The 17,707-nt window shown below is 67.4% G+C and carries 12 protein-coding genes; 10 read left to right on the top strand and 2 right to left on the bottom strand.

All coding sequences use genetic code 11. The features are described 5' to 3' along the window. Position 1 precedes the first annotated feature (1 nt). From arsC to NFG58_RS20340, 10 genes are all read left to right on the top strand, one after another. Positions 2 to 427: an arsenate reductase (glutaredoxin) gene (gene arsC, locus NFG58_RS20385; RefSeq protein WP_213230226.1), complete on the top strand. Its 426-nt coding sequence runs from the start codon at positions 2 to 4 to the stop codon at positions 425 to 427. Beyond that, complete coding sequence (gene arsH, locus NFG58_RS20380) at positions 424 to 1,152, top strand: arsenical resistance protein ArsH (RefSeq protein ID WP_222516316.1); 729 nt, start codon at positions 424 to 426, stop codon at positions 1,150 to 1,152. Before arsC ends, arsH begins: the two co-directional genes overlap by 4 nt. 13 nt (positions 1,153 to 1,165) lie before the next feature. Then, on the top strand, positions 1,166 to 2,473 hold the full coding sequence (locus NFG58_RS20375; protein ID WP_348827263.1) for an arsenic transporter: 1,308 nt from the start codon (positions 1,166 to 1,168) through the stop codon (positions 2,471 to 2,473). A gap of 163 nt (positions 2,474 to 2,636) precedes the next feature. Further along, on the top strand, positions 2,637 to 3,464 hold the full coding sequence (gene cysQ / locus NFG58_RS20370; RefSeq protein WP_348827262.1) for a 3'(2'),5'-bisphosphate nucleotidase CysQ: 828 nt from the start codon (positions 2,637 to 2,639) through the stop codon (positions 3,462 to 3,464). 439 nt (positions 3,465 to 3,903) lie between these two features. Further along, positions 3,904 to 4,446, top strand: a complete 543-nt coding sequence (locus NFG58_RS20365) for a hypothetical protein (RefSeq protein ID WP_348827261.1) — start codon at positions 3,904 to 3,906, stop codon at positions 4,444 to 4,446. Continuing rightward, the gene (bcsQ, locus tag NFG58_RS20360) at positions 4,443 to 5,219 is read left to right on the top strand and encodes a cellulose biosynthesis protein BcsQ (RefSeq protein ID WP_222568674.1); all 777 of its coding nucleotides are present in this window, start codon (positions 4,443 to 4,445) and stop codon (positions 5,217 to 5,219) included. Before NFG58_RS20365 ends, bcsQ begins: the two co-directional genes overlap by 4 nt. Before the next feature lie 7 nt (positions 5,220 to 5,226). Continuing rightward, positions 5,227 to 9,837, top strand: coding sequence for a UDP-forming cellulose synthase catalytic subunit (bcsA, locus tag NFG58_RS20355; protein ID WP_348827260.1), 4,611 nt, complete (start codon positions 5,227 to 5,229; stop codon positions 9,835 to 9,837). Beyond that, positions 9,834 to 13,736: a cellulose synthase subunit BcsC-related outer membrane protein gene (locus NFG58_RS20350; protein WP_348827259.1), complete on the top strand. Its 3,903-nt coding sequence runs from the start codon at positions 9,834 to 9,836 to the stop codon at positions 13,734 to 13,736. Before bcsA ends, NFG58_RS20350 begins: the two co-directional genes overlap by 4 nt. Further along, a complete protein-coding gene (gene bcsD / locus NFG58_RS20345) occupies positions 13,729 to 14,226 on the top strand; it encodes a cellulose biosynthesis protein BcsD (RefSeq protein WP_348827258.1) in 498 nt (165 codons plus the stop codon). Before NFG58_RS20350 ends, bcsD begins: the two co-directional genes overlap by 8 nt. A gap of 31 nt (positions 14,227 to 14,257) precedes the next feature. Next, entirely contained in the window at positions 14,258 to 15,259 is a 1,002-nt protein-coding gene (locus tag NFG58_RS20340; protein WP_348827257.1) for a glycosyl hydrolase family 8, read from the top strand. 48 nt (positions 15,260 to 15,307) lie between these two features. Here the strand turns inward: NFG58_RS20340 and NFG58_RS20335 are convergent, their stop codons facing one another. After that, positions 15,308 to 16,615 carry an autotransporter outer membrane beta-barrel domain-containing protein gene (locus NFG58_RS20335; protein ID WP_348827256.1) on the bottom strand — a complete coding sequence of 436 codons (1,308 nt, stop codon included), beginning with the start codon at positions 16,613 to 16,615 and terminating at the stop codon, positions 15,308 to 15,310. 308 nt (positions 16,616 to 16,923) lie between these two features. Beyond that, positions 16,924 to 17,691, bottom strand: coding sequence for an SDR family NAD(P)-dependent oxidoreductase (locus tag NFG58_RS20330; protein WP_348827255.1), 768 nt, complete (start codon positions 17,689 to 17,691; stop codon positions 16,924 to 16,926). Between the last annotated feature and the right edge of the window lie 16 nt (positions 17,692 to 17,707).

The following is a 17,707-nucleotide window of genomic DNA, read 5'->3' as shown; positions in this document are numbered from 1 at the left end:
CATGACGCTGATCTACCACAACCCGGCCTGCGGCACCTCGCGCAACGTGCTGGCCATGCTCGAGGCCTCCGGCGAATCGCCCGAGGTCATCGAATACCTGAAGACACCGCCCAGCCGCGAGCGCCTGGGCGAGCTGATCGAGGCCATGGGCATCACGCCCAGGGCACTGCTGCGCCAGAAGGGCACGCCCTACGACGAGCTGGGCCTCGGCGATGACCGCCTCGACGACGAGGCCTTGATCGACGCCATGATGGCTCACCCCATCCTGATCAACCGACCCATCGTGGTGACCACCAGGGGCGCGGCGCTGTGCCGTCCCTCCGAGCGGGTACTGGCGCTGGTCGAGGCGCCGCTGTCGGCCATCGAGGGCGACAGCTTCACCAAGGAAGACGGCGAGACCGTCACGCTGGAGGCAAACCGCACATGAGCCCCGATACCCTGCTCAAGGACCTGCCCAACATCGATCCGGAGCTGTGGCGGCCTATCGCCGTGGACGAGCTGGCCCCGCCCAGCGCGCCACGCCATGCGCCTCGCATCCTGGTGCTGTACGGCTCGCTGCGCGAGCGTTCCTACTCGCGGCTCTTGGCCGAGGAGGCCGGGCGCTTGCTCGCGGCCTTCGGCGCCGAGGTGCGTACCTTCTCGCCCCAGGGGCTGCCGCTGCCCGATGGCGCCGAGGCCGACCACCCCAAGGTCGCCGAGCTGCGCGATCTGGCGAGCTGGGCCGAGGGCATGCTGTGGGTCAGTCCCGAGCGCCACGGCGCCATGACGGCGGTGATGAAGGCCCAGATCGACTGGATTCCGCTGTCACTCGGCGGGGTTCGCCCGACCCAGGGCAAGACCCTGGCGCTGATGCAGGTGTGTGGTGGCAGCCAGAGCTTCAACACGGTGAACCAGATGCGCCAGCTGGGGCGCTGGATGCGCATGCTGACCATCCCCAATCAATCGTCGGTGCCCAAGGCCTTCAACGAATTCAACGAGGCGGGGCGGATGCGCTTGTCCCCGCTGTATCTGCGCGTGGTCGACGTGTGCGAGGAGCTGATGAAGTTCACCTGGCTCAACCGTGGCCGTGACGGTTACCTGACCCAGCGTTACTCCGAGCGGGTCGAAAGCGCCGAGCAGGTGTCTTCGCGGGTCAATCAGGACAGTCTCTGACAGGGAGTTTTCCATGCTGGCATTCGCCATCTTCGTCGTGACCCTGGTGCTGGTGATCTGGCAGCCAAAGGGCCTCGGTATCGGTACCAGCGCCCTCGGGGGCGCCGCGGTGGCCCTGGCCGTCGGGGTGGTGCAATTGCCCGATGTGCTGGTGGTGTGGGACATCGTGTGGGACGCGACCTTCACCTTCGTCGCCCTGATCCTGATCTCCTTGATCCTCGACGAGGCCGGGTTCTTCTCCTGGGCGGCGCTGCACGTGGCGCGCTGGGGCGGTGGCAACGGACGCCGCCTGTTTCCGCTGATCGTGCTGCTGGGGGCGGTGATCGCGGCCTTCTTCGCCAATGACGGGGCCGCGCTGCTGCTGACCCCCATCGTCATGGCGATTCTGCTGCGCCTGAAGTTCTCGCCTCAGTCGTCGCTGGCCTTCATCATCGCCACCGGCTTCGTCGCCGACTCCACCAGTCTGCCGCTGATCATCTCCAACCTGGTCAATATCGTCAGCGCGAACTTCTTCGATATCTCGTTCAACCACTACGCCATGGTGATGGTGCCGGTGGACCTGGTCTCGCTGGCGGCGACCCTCTTGGTGCTGACCTGGATGTTTCGCAGCGATATACCGGAGCAGTACGACGTCGAACGCCTCGAGGCGCCGAGCCACGCCATCCGCGACCCGCTGGTGTTCCGCGCCGCCTTCCCGGTGCTGGCGACGTTGCTGGTGGCGTTCTTCGTCACCGCGCCGCTGGGCGTGCCGGTGGCGCTGGTGACCGGCAGCGCGGCGCTGGTGCTGGTCGCTCTGGCCGGTCGCTGGCACCAGGCCGGGGGCAGCACGGTGATCTCGCTGTCGCGGGTGTTCAAGGGCGCGCCCTGGCAGATCGTGCTGTTCTCGGTAGGCATGTATCTGGTGGTCTACGGGCTCGGCAACGCCTGGCTGACCGAAGACGCCAGCGCCCTGCTGACCTGGCTCGGCCAGCAGGGCACCCTGGTGGCGACGCTGGGTACCGGGGTGGCCTCGGCGCTGCTGGCCTCGATCATGAACAATATGCCCTCCACCCTGGTGGGGGCACTCGCCATCGACCAGGCCCAGGTCGGCGACCTGACCCGGGAGCTGATGATCTACGCTAACGTCATCGGCAACGACCTGGGGCCCAAGTTCACCCCCATCGGTAGCCTGGCCACTCTGCTGTGGTTGCACGTGCTGGCGGAAAAGGGCACCCACATCAGCTGGGGCCAGTACATGAAGGTCGGGCTCAAGCTGACCCCGCCGGTACTGCTGGCCGCGCTGCTGGCGCTATGGCTGTGGCTGCCGCTGATCTCGTCCTGAGCACGCGGCGTCGGACCCGTGCCGATCCGCTTGCAGCCCTGCGCTCGATACGCCACTCACGCTAAGCTTGGCACCACGATTTCCGGGAAGACCTGGCCTTCCCGGTACTGTGTATCGGCCCGTCGTGTCGACCCCGATCGGGCCTTATATCAAGGAGTCTTGCGTGCCCGTTTCTCTGAGCAGTGAACACAAGGATGCCCTGGTCGCCGGCGTGGAAGAGGCCGGTCGACTGGTGCTCGAGATCTATCAGCGCGACTTCGAGGTCGAGCACAAGGACGACGATAGCCCATTGACTGAGGCCGATCTGGCCGCCCACCACGCCCTGGTGGCGCTGCTGGGACGACTGACGCCGGAGGTGCCGGTGCTGTCCGAGGAATCCGAGGAGATCGCGACCGAGACACGTCTTGGGTGGTCGTGCTATTGGCTGGTGGACCCGCTGGATGGCACCAAGGAGTTCGTCAATCGCAACGGTGAATTCACCCTCAATGTGGCGCTGATCGAGCATGGCGTCCCGGTGCTCGGGGTGGTCCACGCGCCGGTGCTGGGGGTGACCTGGTTCGGTGAACAGGACAATGGCGCCTGGCGATCCGAGGGCGAGTCGCGCCAGCCGATCCATGCGCGTGAACTGCCGGACCCCGGCGAGGCCCCCTGGGTGGTGGTGGGTAGCCGCCGCCATGGTGCCGAGGCCTTCGAGGCTTTCTGTGCACGCTTGCCGGCCACCGAGTGCACCTCGATGGGTAGCTCGCTCAAGCTGTGCCTGGTGGCGGAGGGCAAGGCCGATCTGTACCCGCGCCTGGCACCGACCTGCGAGTGGGACACCGCCGCCGCCCAGGCGGTGGTCACCGCCGCCGGTGGACTGGTGCTGGACGCAGAGACCCTTGAGCCGCTGCGCTGCAATCGTGGTGAGTCGCTGCTCAATCCGTTCTTTGTCGTGTGTGGCCAGCGCGACGCGCGCTGGGAGCAGGCATTGGTTGCCGCCCTGGCACAGTAGCGCTTGAATTCTAGAAATTTATGCCGATTCGGGCCGTGGCTCGGATCGGCCTTTTTTTGCCACATCGATCGTTTTCTTTCTGCGGTTTCAGGTGTCCCGAGGGCTGTGGCCCTTGGCGGTGCGCTATCCCTGGCTGTCCTGGCCCCATAGGTTTCTCACTCATTTTTCTGAGTTTTTGCTTGCTGGAGGCGCGGCCGTTGGCCCGCCTGAAGGTAGGCTCTGGCGTGGCTATGCTTGAGAAGTGACGAGGAATCAGGCAATTGTCGCAAGGCGCGTTGAGAGATCGCTTGCTGCGGTAGCGGCACAAAAGTGGTAGTAATATGCCTCTTTGGTCGACATGTGCTTCGTTGGTCGAAGCATCTTTCCCGCATTCTCTCTTGCCGGTGCCGTGACGGACCAGGCATGGGAGAGGCGTGCCTTGGCCCGTTGGAGACGGAAGATGAGTGCCTCGGACGATATCCAGGATTTCCTGCGCAAGACCGGTTCCGATACCGCAGGCTACCAGGCGTTTGGTCGCACCAATGAGGAGGCGGGGCAGCCACGCTGGGGGCTGCTTGGCCAGCTCTCGGGCCACGACGTCGATCCTGGTGACAGGCCGTCACGCGCCGAGCCAGGTGCTCGCCCAGAGCCCTTGCAAACGGCAGCCGAGGTGGCCCCTGCGCGCAAGGGGAAGGCCTGGGCGACGCTGGAAAAGCTTCCCGCAGCCCCGGCCCCCGAGCCTGCCTCTGGTCCTGCCGCCCGGCCCGCCCCCTCGGCCGTCGCTGAGCGTAGCGAACCACCCGCTGGGCGGCGGGTCGAGCACCAGGCGCCTGCCACCAACGCCTTGAGCGTGGGTGAGGCCTCGCCTCCTGGGGAGGCACGTGTGCCGCCTGCCGGGCGCTTTGGCCATCTGTTTCGCAGTGCCCCGGACAAGGCGTCGTCCGAGGCCGCTACCGGCAAGGAAACGCCGCTCAAACCTCTGCTCAAACGAATCTCTCAATGAATCTGGTTTCCCTGTCGTCGCCCAAGGGCGGCGTCGGCAAGACAACGCTGACCGCCAATCTGGCTCACGCCCTCAAGCGTCTCGGGCACCGGGTGGTGGTCATCGACTTCGACGTGCAGAACGCTCTGCGACTGCACTTCGGGCTGGGATTCGGCGAGGGGCGAGGTTTTGTCGCCCAGGCCGTGGAGATCGATGACTGGCGACGCCTGCTGGTGCCCAGTGCCAGCGGTATCGAGCTGTTGCCCTATGGCGAGGTCAGCGACGCCCAGCGCCTGGCGTTCGAGTCCTGGCTCGGCGCGCACCCCGAAGCGGTGGCCCAGCGCCTGGGGCCTCTGCTGAACGAGCCACGCTGTGTGGTGCTGGCGGATCTACCGCCTGGGCCGTCGCCGAGCCTAACCGCCATGGGCGCTGCCGATGCCATCCAGGTGGCGGTGCTGCTGGCCGACAGTGCCTCGCTGTCGGTGTTGCCGCGTATCGAAGGCGGCGACTTCATGGGGCCTGGTGTCAGGCCCTACTACATCATCAATCAGGTGGATCGACGCCGCAGGCTTTCCAGCGACGTGGCCGACTTCCTGCAGGATCGCCTGGGCAGTCCGTTGCTCGGCAACGTGCATCGTGACGAGGCGATTCCCGAGGCGCTGGCCTGCGAGCAGTCGATCTTCGACTACGCGCCAGCCTCGGCGGCGGCCCACGATATCGACACCCTGGCCCGCAGCGTCAGTCGTCTGCTCCCCTCACTCCAGTCCCATGGGGTGGTCGCCCCGGCGCTATAGGATGCCCATGAACGTCTCTTCCTCTGCGTCACTGGGCGCGCGTCTGCTGGCGCTGATCCTGGGGGCGCCCCTGGCTGCCCTGCTTGTCACCACGCCGTTGACCCTGGAGCGCCAGCTGGTGTTCGCCGGTGTCGGCATGCTGGCGTTGCTGGTGCTGGCTCGCCTTCGTGGTGGCTGGGTACGCCAGGCGATGATGCTGCTGTCGGTGCTGGTCTCTACCCGCTACCTGTATTGGCGTCTGAGCGAGACGCTGGTGTTCGATACCCAGGTCGAGGCGGTGTTCGGCTACGGTCTGCTGGCCGCCGAGTGTTACGCCTGGGTGATCCTGGTGCTGGGGTACTTCCAGATCGCCTGGCCGCTGGAGCGCACGATCCGGCCGATGCCGCCGGATGCGACGCGCTGGCCGACGGTGGACATCTATATCCCCACCTATAACGAGAGTCTCGAGGTGGTGCGGGACACGGTGCTGGCCGCCCAGAACATCGATTACCCGGCGGATCGCATGCGTATCTATGTGCTGGACGATGGCAAGCGACCCGAGTTCGGCGCCTTCGCCGCGGCGGTGGGGGTCGGCTACATCACCCGGGAAGACAACAGCCACGCCAAGGCGGGCAACCTCAATCACGCCATGGGGCTGACCGACGGCGAGCTGATCTGCGTATTCGACTGCGACCATGTGGCGACCCGGGCCTTTCTGCAGGCCACGGTGGGGGAGTTTGTCGCCGATGAGCGGTTGGCACTGCTGCAGACGCCTCACCACTTCTATTCCCCGGATCCATTCGAGCGCAACCTCGTCGCCGGGGCGGACATCCCCAACGAAGGGGAGCTGTTCTACGGGCCGGTGCAGAAGGGCAACGACTACTGGAATGCGGCCTTCTTCTGCGGTTCCTGTGCACTGATGCGGCGAAGCGCGCTGGAAGAGATCGGCGGCTTCGCGGTGGAAACCGTGACCGAGGATGCCCATACCGCCCTCAAGCTGCAGCGGCGTGGCTGGAACACGGCCTTCCTGGGGGTGCGCCTGGCCGCTGGCCTAGCCACCGAGCGACTGTCTCTGCACATCGGCCAGCGGGCCCGCTGGGCCAGGGGCATGACCCAGATCTTTCGGCTGGACAATCCGTTGTGGGGGCGTGGCCTGCGCCTGCCGCAGCGGCTTTGCTACCTCAACGCCATGCTGCACTTCCAGTTCGCCATGCCTCGCCTGGTGTTCCTGACCGCACCCCTGGCCTACCTGTTGTTTGATCTGCACGTCATTGCCTCGTCGCCGCAGATGATCGCCGTCTACGCTTTGCCGCATCTGTTTCACGCGATCTACACCAACTCGCGGCTGGTGGGGCGCTTCCGCTACTCCTTCTGGGGCGAGATCTACGAAAGCGTGCTGGCCTTTCACTTGCTCAAGCCGACCCTGGTGACTCTGCTCAGCCCGCGTCGGGGCAAGTTCAATGTCACCGAGAAGGGTGGACTGCTGGAGGAGGGCTACTTCGACGGTGAGGCGGTGCGTCCCCATCTGTTCGTGCTTGGCCTGTTGGTGGCGGCGGTGGTGTGGGGGCTGGTGCGGGTCTTCTGGAATGATCTGTTCGATGTCCAGACCAGCGTCATGCTGTTTAACGTGATGTGGGCCTCCGTCAGCATTCTGGTGCTGCTGGCGGCCATCGCGGTGGCACGGGAAACGCGCCAGCTGCGGCGCTCGGTGCGGGTCGAGGCGCGTCTTCCGGTGGTGTTGCATCTGGCCAGTGGCCATGCGGTGCAGAGCTGGACCGCCAACCTGTCCATGGGGGGCGCCCTGGTGGAGGGCAAGCGCTCGGCCCTGGGCAGCGAGGTGGAGTGCCTGGAGATCACCTTCAATCGACGGGGGCTGATGTTTCCCGTGTGTTCGGTCAATGCTTCCGGTGCCGATGACTCACTGCGCTTTCGTTTCGATGAGTTGCCGCTGCGCCAGCGCAGAGAACTGGTGCGGGTGGTCATGGGGCGTGCCGACGCCTGGATTCCCGAGGCACCGCATCCCCAGGACCGGCCATTGGCGTCACTGTGGCATGTGGTGCGCTCGGTGGTGGGACTGTTCTTCCACCAGTGGCAGCAGAAGGGGCTGCACTTCCGTAGCCCGGTGCGGGGGCTGACCCAGGGGCGCTTTAGTCGAGGTTGGCTGGCGCCGGTGATGCTGGTGGCCACCATCGTGCTCGGGGTATTGATGGTCTCGCACCGGGTCTGGGCCCAGGTCCCGGCGCCGACGATCGGCGTGACGCACGAGGCCGGCGGTTTTGGTGACGTGCCGGGTGACACCTCGGTACCGGGCGAGACGTTGCCTCCGCTGCGTTTCGGCGAGGACGGTCGGCTGGATCTGGACAGCGTCAGCCAGCCGTTGCAACCGACCCGGCGCGAGTTGTCGATCCCGCTGCTGGCCGCTGACGAGACCTTGCGCCTGACCCCGAACACCCGGCTTTCGGGTACTGCATTCTCGCTGCGCGATGATGAGGTGGCGGTGGCTGCGTCGCTGTCGCTGTCGTTGTCACACAGTGACCTGCCGGCCGACAGCCAACTCGGGGTGCTGCTCAACGGCGAGACGCTTCAGACCATCGACCTTGACCAGTTCAACGCCGGCGGCATGACCCAGCGCCTGGATATCCCTTCGGCCCTGATCCTGCCCTTCAATCGCCTGGAGTTTCGCCTGCTGGGGCAGGCGACCCAGCAGTGCCACGGTGATGACCAGGCCGTCGGCAGGGTGGAGATCGCCCCCGAATCCAGGCTGGCCTTGACCCTGCAGCGGCTGCCGACCCCCGACGAGCTGGCCCGCCTGCCGAGGCCCTTTATCGATGCCGCGACGGCGGATGTCAGTCGGGTGGCGATGGTGATGGCCCGCGATGCGTCTGAGGCCCAGTTGCGCGGGGCGGCCATCATTGCCTCGCACTTCGGACGCTACGCCGAGGCCGGGCAGCTACAGGTCGATGCACTTTACGATCGCCTGCCGCTGGACAACGCGGTGGTGATCGGGCGCTCGGGGCAACGTCTGGCGGGATTGACCCTGCCGCAGGTCGAGGGGCCGACCCTGTTGATGCGTCCCAATCCGCGCAACCCGCTGTTCAAGCTGCTGCTGGTGGTGGGCAACAGTGACGTCGAGGTGGCCCGGGCCGCCCGCGGCCTGGCGCTGTCGGGACTCGGGGAGAGTCTCGATAGCGCAGCGCCGGTGACGTTGAGCGGCGAACGGCTGCGCCTGGATGACGAACGACTGAGCCCGCCAGCCCCTCGCGAGCCCTATGACGCGCCGCGCTGGGTCGATGTCGAAACCCCGGCCAGCCTGGCCTCATTGGGCGAACCCGAGGGCTTCGTGGCACGCGGGCTGTCCGCCCGGGAGCACGCCCTGAGCCTGAGGGTGCCGCCGGATCTGTTTCTGTGGCCCGGTCAGAACTATCGGCTGAGAGTCGACTATCGTTTTCCCGACGAGCCCTGGCTCGATCCCATCGCCTCGAGCCTCGATGTCAGCCTCAACGGCGAATATCTCGCGGCCTTGCCGGTGGAGTCGGGCAAGGCGCTGGAGCGGCTGTGGCAACGCCTGGTAGGCGCGGGCCGGGAGCAGAGCGCCGAGGTCCTGCTGCCCAGGGACCTGCTCTACGGCAACAATCGCCTGCAGTTCTACTTTCACCTGGCGGTGGCAGACGGGGTCGACTGCGCGCCTGGGCTGGGTGAGGACGCTATCAGCCGAATCCTGCCCACCACCACGCTGGACCTGCGGCGGGCAGAGCACTTCAGCGTCATGCCGTCGCTGTCGTCCTTCGTCAGCGCGGGGTTTCCGTTCTCGCGTCAGGCGGATCTTGGTGCCAGCGTGGCGCTGGTGCCCGAGGCCCCCGACGAGAGCGAGTTATCGGCGCTGTTGACCAGCGTGGGCCGTATCGCCGGCGCTACCGGTTATCCCGCCCTTGGCATCGAGGTGCGTCGAGGGCTTTCCCTCACCGGCGATCTGACCGACAAGGATCTGCTGGTGGTCGCCGACCTCGACAGTCTGGCGCAGACGTCGCTGTTCGACGCCGGCGTTTACCGGGCCGACGAGGGGCGTCTGGCGGTGGCCGAGGTGCCCTGGATGGAACGCTGGCGCTACTGGCTGTTGGGTGACTGGCGGCCGCTGTGGCGAGAGGCCGCCCAGGCGCTGCAGGACAGCGAGGTGTCCCAGGGGCTGGTCAGCCTGCCGTCACCCTTGAACCGTTCGCGCTTCGTGGTCGCGGCGGTCGCCGACGACGCCGAGGCGCTGCCGTCGCTGGTGGCGCGACTGGGCGACGATGAGGTAAGCCGCTCGGTGTATGGTGATCTGGCGCTTATTCCTGTCGAGGGCAGTGCCGAAAGTTTTCGCGCAGGGCCGCGTCAGGGCGTCGGCGAGATGCCCTGGCACATGAGGTTGCGCTGGATGCTGGGCCAGAACCTGGTGGCCATGGCGGTTCTGCTGCTGGTGGTGGTGACACTGCTGGGGCTGGTCTGCCACCGAGGACTGGCTCGCCGTGCTGCACGGCGCCTGCAGGGGGGCCAGGCCGACGCTCCTGAAGCCCAGGCCGACGCTCCTGGAGGCCGCGTCGACACCCCGGTGGCCGACGGCAAGGGGCAGAGTGACAACACCAGGGGAGCGCCACGCCGATGAAACACATGCGTTTGTTCAAGGTTCGCAGCGCCGGTGCGACAGGACTGCTGTCGTGCTCCCTGCTGTCATTGACGCTGTCTTCCGTCCCGGCGCTGGCGCAGGACCAGAGTCCGGCCCAGGCCCAGGGAACCGATCAGGCCCTGGCGCCGCTGTTCGAGCAGGCTCGCTTCTGGCGGGATCGGCAGCGCGCCGATCTGGCCGAGCAGTCCCTCGAGCGGGTGCTCGATGCCGACCCGGGCAACCGGCGTGCCCTGTACCTGTTGGCGGAATATGCGCTGACCGATGGCGATATGGAAAAGGCCAGTCGCTGGCAGGCACGGTTGGCCGAGGTGGCCCCGGAGGATGACCGGGTCGAGGCGCTGGCGCAGGAACAGAAACTGCGGCGTGCCGACGGCCAGCGGCTTGCCGAGGCCCGCTCCCAGGCGGCGGCGGGCAACTACGCCGAGGCCATGGCCAGCTATCGGGCGGTGCTCGAGGGCGACGCGGTTCCGCCGAGGCTGGCGCCGGAGGTCTACCTGACCCTGGCCGGCACCGACAATGGCTGGAGCGAGGCTCGCGACCGCCTGGCGGCGATGGCGCGTGAACATCCCGACGAGCCGGCGCTGGCCACCGCGCTGGGCCAGGTGCTGAGCTACCGTGAAGCCACGCGTCGCCAGGGTATCGAGCGTCTGGCCGAGCGCGCTGCGACCGGCGATGCGGCCGCCGATCGCGCCTGGCGTCAGGCGCTGGAGTGGCTCGAGGCGACCCCCGCAGACGAGCACCTGTATGCCGCCTATCAGCAGGCGCATCCTGAGGATAGCCAGATCGCCGAGCTGTTCGCCGACAAGATGACCCTGCCGCCGGAGCGCGAGGCGGCCCAGGCCAGGGCTCAGGGGTACGACAGCCTGGAGCAGCAGCGGCTGGACCAGGCCGAGGCGCAGTTCCAGCAGGTGCTCGAGCAGACCCCGGACGACGCCGATGCCCAGGGCGGGCTGGGGCTGACCCTGCTGCGCCAGCAACGTTTCGCCGAGGCGCGAGACGCGCTGGAGCAGGCGATCCGGCTGGCACCCGAGCGACGCGACCAATGGCAGGCCGCCTACGAAAGCGCGGCCTTTTATGCTCGACTGGGGGAAGCGCGCGCCCAGGCCAGGGCGGGGCGACTGGATCGTGCGCTCGAACTGGTGACGCCGCTGACCCGTGATGGTGGCGACGGGGCGCGGGCGGCGACCTTGCTGCAGGCCGATCTGCTCAAGCGCCAGGGACGTCTCGATCAGGCCGAACAACGTTACCTCAGTCTGGGCAATGACACCTCGGCAAAGCTCGGTCTGGTCGACGTCTATCGACGCCAGCAGCGCTGGTCCGAGGCCGAGGCGCTGGCCGCCAGTCTGCCGGCCAGCGCTCGTGCCCAGCTTGGCGACCTGGGCGCCGCCCGGGCCCAGGCGCTGCGGCAGCAGGCCACCGGTCAGAGCGCCAGCGAGGCGGAAGCGACCCTTCGCGAAGCGCTGGCGCTGGCGCCCGCGGACCCCTGGGTGCGCCTGGATCTGGCTCGGTTGCTGGACCGCCAGGGGCGCGTCGATGAGGCTGGCCACCTGGTTCGCCCGCTCAACCTGAGCGAGGCCAGCGCGCCCCAGCTTCAGGCCGCGGCGCTGTATGCCAGTGAAAAGGGCGACTGGGACCAGACCCGACGCTATCTGGCGGCGATCCCGCTGGCGCTGCGCGACGAGGACATCCAGCGACTGGCCGATCAGGCCGAGGCTCAGTCGGCGTTGGCGGCCGCCGAAGCGGCCTGGGACCGGGGGGATCGCGCCTCGGCGCTGGAGCGTCTCGATGAGGTACTGACCAGCACCAGCGATCCGGGAGTCCGCGCCCAGGTGGCCCAGCGCTATCAGCAGATGGGACTGACCAGCCGGGCCTTCGAGCTGGTCGAGGCCGATACCGCCGGCGAGCTGGACGCGCCGGTGGAAGCCTACACCGGCTACGTGGCGGTGCTGGCGAGCGCCGGCCGCGACCGCCAGGCCAAGGCGCTGGTGCAGCGACTCGAGGCGCGCGACGACTTTGGCCTGGCGGCTCGTGCGGCGCTGGACGAAGCGATGATCGGCGCCCGGGTCGCCCAGGCAGACCGGCTGCGCCAGCAGGGCCAGCTGGCCAGCGCCTATGACGTGCTGGCCAGCGCCCTGCGCGAACGCCCCGAAGATCAGGCGCTGCTGCTGGCGATGGCGCGGCTGTATCAGGACGGGGGGCGCCAGCGTCAGGCGGGGCAGCTCTACGACTACACGCTGAGCCGCTTTCCCGAGAGCGATGACGCCCGCCTGGGGGCCGCCGACGCGGCCCTGGCCCAGGGCGATAGCGTGCGAGCGTCGCAGCTTTTGGTGGCGCCGCCGGCCAACGCTCAGGATCGACCTCGCTGGCTGCTGTCGCGGGCGGGGCTGGCCCGGGCCCAGGGCCAGGACCGCCAGGCCCTGGCGCTGTTGCGTGAGGCGCGCAGCGAGCTGCGCGCCGATCCGCAGCAGTCGCTGGCGCTGGCCACGACCACCGGCGACAACCCCTTCGAGAACGCCAGCGGTGGCGCTGGTGGCGGACGGCCCGCCTGGCTGCCTGGCGGCTCGTTGTCCGCGGGCGCTGGCTCAGGGACGGGATCAGGGGCTGGGGCCTCGGCCGATGAGGCAGCTCCTCAGGCTTCGCCGCTGATCGATGAGGTCGAGCGGATGATGGCCGAGGTGCGCCGCGCGGTATCGCCCAAGGCACAGGGTGGGCTCGCTCTGGTGGTGCGCAGTGGTGAGGAAGGCCTGAGTCAGTTCGATCGGGTGGAAACACCCACCACCTTCACCTCCGGCGATTTTTCCTCGGTCTTTGGTCGCTCCCGCGCCGAGCTGACGGTGACCCCGGCCTACGGGTCCGCCGGTACGCCCTCCGGCGACGCCGAGCGTCGCTTCGGCCGCATGGCGATCGTCGAGGCCATCGGTGAGCTGGCAAGCGATGACGATGTCAGCGCCGGGGTCACCGGCGACTACCTGTCCCGGCTGGGGCAGGTGGGGGGCGACGGCCTGGACGTGTCGGCGGATTCCCAGAGCGACGCCGGGGTGGGTCTGTCACTGGGCTTTCGCAGCGATCTGCTGGACGTGGACGTCGGCACCACTCCGCTGGGCTTCGACCAGTCCCAACTGGTCGGGGGCCTGCGCCTGCACCCGAAGGTAGGCGATTCCGGGGAGTTCACCCTGACCGCGGAACGCCGCGCGGTGAAGGATAGCCTGTTGTCCTACGCCGGCACCCGCGATCCGGTCAGCGGCGAGCACTGGGGCGGCGTGGTCAAGACCGGGGGTGCGCTGGGTTACAGCTTCGACAATGGCGACAGTGGTGCCTACGTCAGCCTGGGCGGCTATCGCTACACCGGCGACAACGTGGCCGACAACGACTCGCTGGAGGCAGGCATGGGGGCTTACCTGCGTCCGATCAACGAGCGTGACCGCGAGCTCAAGGCCGGGGTGCACGTCAACTACCTCGACTTCGATCGCAACCTGAGTCGCTACTCGTTCGGGCACGGGGGCTACTTCAGCCCGCAGGACCATATCAGCGTGGCCTTTCCGATCAGCTTCAGCGAGCAGCGTGGGCGTTGGTCCTATTCCGCCAGGGTGTCGCCGGGCTTCCAGAGCTACTCCGAGGCGGCGGAGGACTTCTTCCCCACCGACGGCGAATCCCAGGCGCTGCTCGATGACCTGGCCGATGCCGACGCGGCGGTGGAGTCGCGCTACAGCGCCTCCAGCGAAAGCGGCTTTGGCCTGACCCTGGGAGGCGACGCCTCCTACCAGCTGACCAATGACATGAAGGTGGGTGGCCGCCTTGGCTACGACACCTTCGGCGACTATGACGAGACCTCGGCATGGCTGTACCTGGACTACACCCTTGGGGGAGCAGATGAGTGACCTTGACGCGGCCCGGCGCCGCTCGCTCGCGTACTTCGACAGCACCCACTGTGCGTCACAGTGGAACGATGTGCTGCGATTCCTGCTGGAAGAGTTGTATGCCTCCGGCGGCGAGCAGGATGCAGGCACTTTTCTGCGCCATATCGGGGCCAGAATGGCCAGTGAACTGATGCTGCCCGACCAGCAGACCCTGGAGGGGCTCGAGCGAACCCTCAACGAGCTTTGGCGTGCGCGCGATTGGGGCTGGGTGTCATTGACCGCCGGGGAAACTCGGCTGACCATCGAACATGGTGCCTATCCCGTTGCCGGTCACAGCGAGGCCGAGCGAGCCCGCGGCGCCCGTGCCGCCAGTGCGCTGCTGGCCGGGGCCTATGGTGTATGGCTGGAACGCCAGGGGGGCGATAGCTCGGTGCCCCTTCGGGTGGTGACGGCAGAGGCGGGAAAACCTCTGGAGTTCGTCTATGCAAGGGAAGAAGTCGCCGGCCACTGATGCCGGCCCGTGTTGGCGCCGATTGACGGCGATGTTGCTGGTCGCCGTGGCCTCCTTGACCTTTGCCCTTGCGGCACCGGCCGACGAGAGCTGGGAGCGTTACAAGAGCCGCTTCATGAGCGCCGACGGTCGCATTCTCGACAGCGGCAACGGCGACGTTAGCCACTCGGAGGGGCAGGGCTTCGGCATGCTGCTGGCGGAGGCCCAGGGGGATCGCGAGGCCTTCGATCGGCTGTGGCAGTGGACCCGACTGCATCTGGCGCGGACCGATGTGGCGCTGTTTTCCTGGCGCTACGACCCCACCAACGTGCCACCGGTGGCGGACCCCAACAATGCCAGTGATGGCGACATCCTGATCGCCTGGGCGCTGCAGCGCGCCGCCAGCCGTTGGCAGGAACCCCGCTACGCCCAGGCGGCCGCGATGATCCGCGAGGCCATCGCCGAGTATCTGGTGGTGCAGCGCGGCGGCTACCGGGTGCTGCTGCCGGGGGTGCAGGGGTTTCGTGGCGAGGGTTACGTCGACCTCAACCTGTCCTACTGGGTGATGCCGGCGTTGCTCGACTTTGCGCAGGCGGAGCCGGGTGCGGGCTGGGAAACGCTGGTGGAAGACGGCCTGAGGTTGCTCGAGCAAGGCCGCTTCGGTCGCTATCGGTTGCCCACCGACTGGCTGCGGCTTGACGCCGACGGCAGCCTGGCTCCGGCGCCGGGCTGGCCGCCCCGCTTCGGCTTTGATGCGGTGCGTATCCCGCTCTACCTGGCCTGGGCAGACCAGCTCGATCGTCCCGGTGTCTCGCCGATCCTGGCCTTGTGGAACGATCCCGCTCGCCAGCCGCCACCGGCCTGGATCGACGTCTACAGCGAGGCCCGGGCGGAGTACGCCGCCTCCCGCGGGGTGCTGGCGATTCGCGCGCTGGCCGGCCGCGACCGCCGGGCGATGCCTGCGGGCCTGGCCCCCGGCGACGACTACTATTCGGCCTCGCTGTTGCTGCTGGCGCGACTGGCCCAGCGCGAGTCCGCCCCTGCACCTGACTAGTTTGAATACTCGGGCCTACGCCTCTTGCGCCAGGCGGTCCTGGAAGGCCTAGAAGTCGTAGGACAGCGAGGCGCTGATCACGTCGTATTCGGTAGCGCTGCTGCCCAGTGTCGTCTGGCCCGCGAGGGTAACGTCCACGCCGCGGCCTAGTCGCTGGGTGGCACCGAGCTCCAGCACGGTACGATCGTCATCGCTCCCTTCGAGAAAGTCGGCGTCGTCGTCCACGTCGCTGGACACGTCGTAGTGGTAGAGCAGGCCGGCGAACAGGCGGCCGGTGAAGACGTCGGCACCCAGTCGAACTCCGGCAAAGACTTCGCCGGTTTCTTCGCCGTAGTCGGTTTCCGCCTGCAGGTAGTCGCCATCCACATCGTCATCCAGATAGGTCCCACCCAGGGTCAGGCTTGAGTCGATCCGGTGCTGGCTCGTCAGCTGATAGCTCGGCAGGTGGTAGGTGGCGGCGCCGCGCGCGCCCCAGCGATCGCCGTCGAGATCGATGCCCTCGACCAGATAGTCGCGTCGTGCGCTGCCGTCCAGGTCCTGAAACAGCAAGGTAGCGTCCAGCACCAGGCGGTCGTTCAGCAGGGCGATGGCGGCGTAGGGCGCGACCATCTCGCCGCCCAGGTCGGTGTGGCCACCACTTTTTCCATCCAGGTACATCTCGCTCTTGCCGGCGGCCACGCCGACCAGCAGGTTGCGGTAGCGGTAGTCGATGCCCAGCAGGGCGACCTTGCCATCGCCGGAGTAGTCCGAACTTCGGGTGTCGCCGTCGAGATCGCCGATCTCGGCGGTGCTCCAGACACTTATCCCCGGCGGACGCTGATAGGGGCCGTCGCCGAGTGGCGCCATGGTGGCGTCGATGCGCTGGGTGACCGGCCGGAAGTTCTGGGCCATAGCCTGTTTCTGTGCGCCGTACAGGGTCTGGTCGAGTTCCAGCAGGCCCAGTGCATCGGCCAGGGCGAGGGTGCGATCACGGCCGAGCGCATCGAGGCGCCCGGCGAGCAGCACCTTGCCTTCGCCGTCGCTGAGCACCACCGGGGTCTGACCATCGACCTCTGCCAGGGTGATGCCCGCAGGTAGCCTCAGGGTGACGGGTCTGTCATTGATGCTCACGAACACGCGGCTTCCTCCTGTCACCGCCTGCTGACCGAGCAACTCCAGGGTCAGGGGGCGATCTTCCAGGGTGCCAACGAAGGTGGTGGGGTTCTGGTCGAGTGGCGCGAGGTCGACGTCAAGTGCAAGGGCACTCGACGAGGCGCTGCCAAGGATCAGGGCGAGGGGAAGGGATCGCCAGGCACACAGCCTCGAGGCGGCATGGCAGGGAGTCCTGCGGGGCGGGGAGAACTGTGGCTTGTGCATGGGATCATCCTTGATGGGCGAAGCCGGCTTCCTGCCAGGATGTCTGGCGTAGCGTCTGACGCTGGCGGGGCGATCGTGCAGATCAGCGGTCGATGACGTCGACTTCAGGAGTTGGCATGAGTGACGGCCATTGTTAAGCATCAAGGGGCGTGGCGTGCGAAATCCTGTGCAGATAATGCCTGTGCGAGGGAAAGTTGGCGTTCTATCGGCAAGTTTTGGTGTCAAAACCGACGTGATTGATGAAATTCGGGCGTCAGCAGCAGGGGCCTATGTGGCCACTGCTTCCCTGGTGTCTTGCGCAGACGACATCAGGGCACGCCGTAGCCGAACCATCGCATCAAGGCCTGTGCCAGCCTCGGCGGCAACAGGGTCAGTCCCTGGGTGGCGAGGCACAGTGGCAGCGGGAAGCTGACCCTGGGACGATTGGCATCGATGGCCGTGGCAATGCGCCGGGCCGCCCTTTCGGGCGACCAGGTGAACGGCTTGGGGCCGGGCATCGCCCGGGCCATGGCCGAATCCACGTAGCCTGGCATCACCAGGGTGACGCCGACGCCATCGCTGGCGAGCCCTCCGCGCAGAGCTTCGGCGTAGGCCTTGATGCCAGCCTTGCTGGCGCTGTAGCTGGGGGTGACCGGCAGCCCATGCCAGGCGGCCAGCGAGCTGATGAAAACCAGCTGGCCGCGGCCTCGGCGCTGCATGGCAGGGGCAAGCTGGCGTGCCATTTCCATTGGCACGCGTAGATTGATTTCCATCAGCTGACGTCCTGCCTGAAGCGATTCGCCGTCGCGGCGATCGACCACGCCGGTGTTGATGCCGGCGCACATGATCACGATATCCGGCGTCCGTGACAGCCCCGCAAGCCAGGCCTGTCGGGCATCGTTGTCTTCCAGGGGGCCGCTCGCCAGGCTGACCTCGGCGCCTTGGTCGCGACAGCGCTGCCCTATCTCTGCCAGCGTGTCCTGGCGACGCCCATGAAGCACCAGATGATGCCCTGGCCTGGCGTAGTGGCGCGCCAAGGCGCCGCCGATGGCGCCGGTGGCACCGGTAATCAGGATCTGGCGCTGGGGGGCCGTCATCTGTCGAGTCCTCCTG

Source organism: Halomonas sp. RT37 (assembly GCF_040070525.1).
Taxonomy (GTDB): domain Bacteria; phylum Pseudomonadota; class Gammaproteobacteria; order Pseudomonadales; family Halomonadaceae; genus Halomonas; species Halomonas litopenaei.
This window is presented reverse-complemented; position numbering and strand designations above follow the sequence as displayed.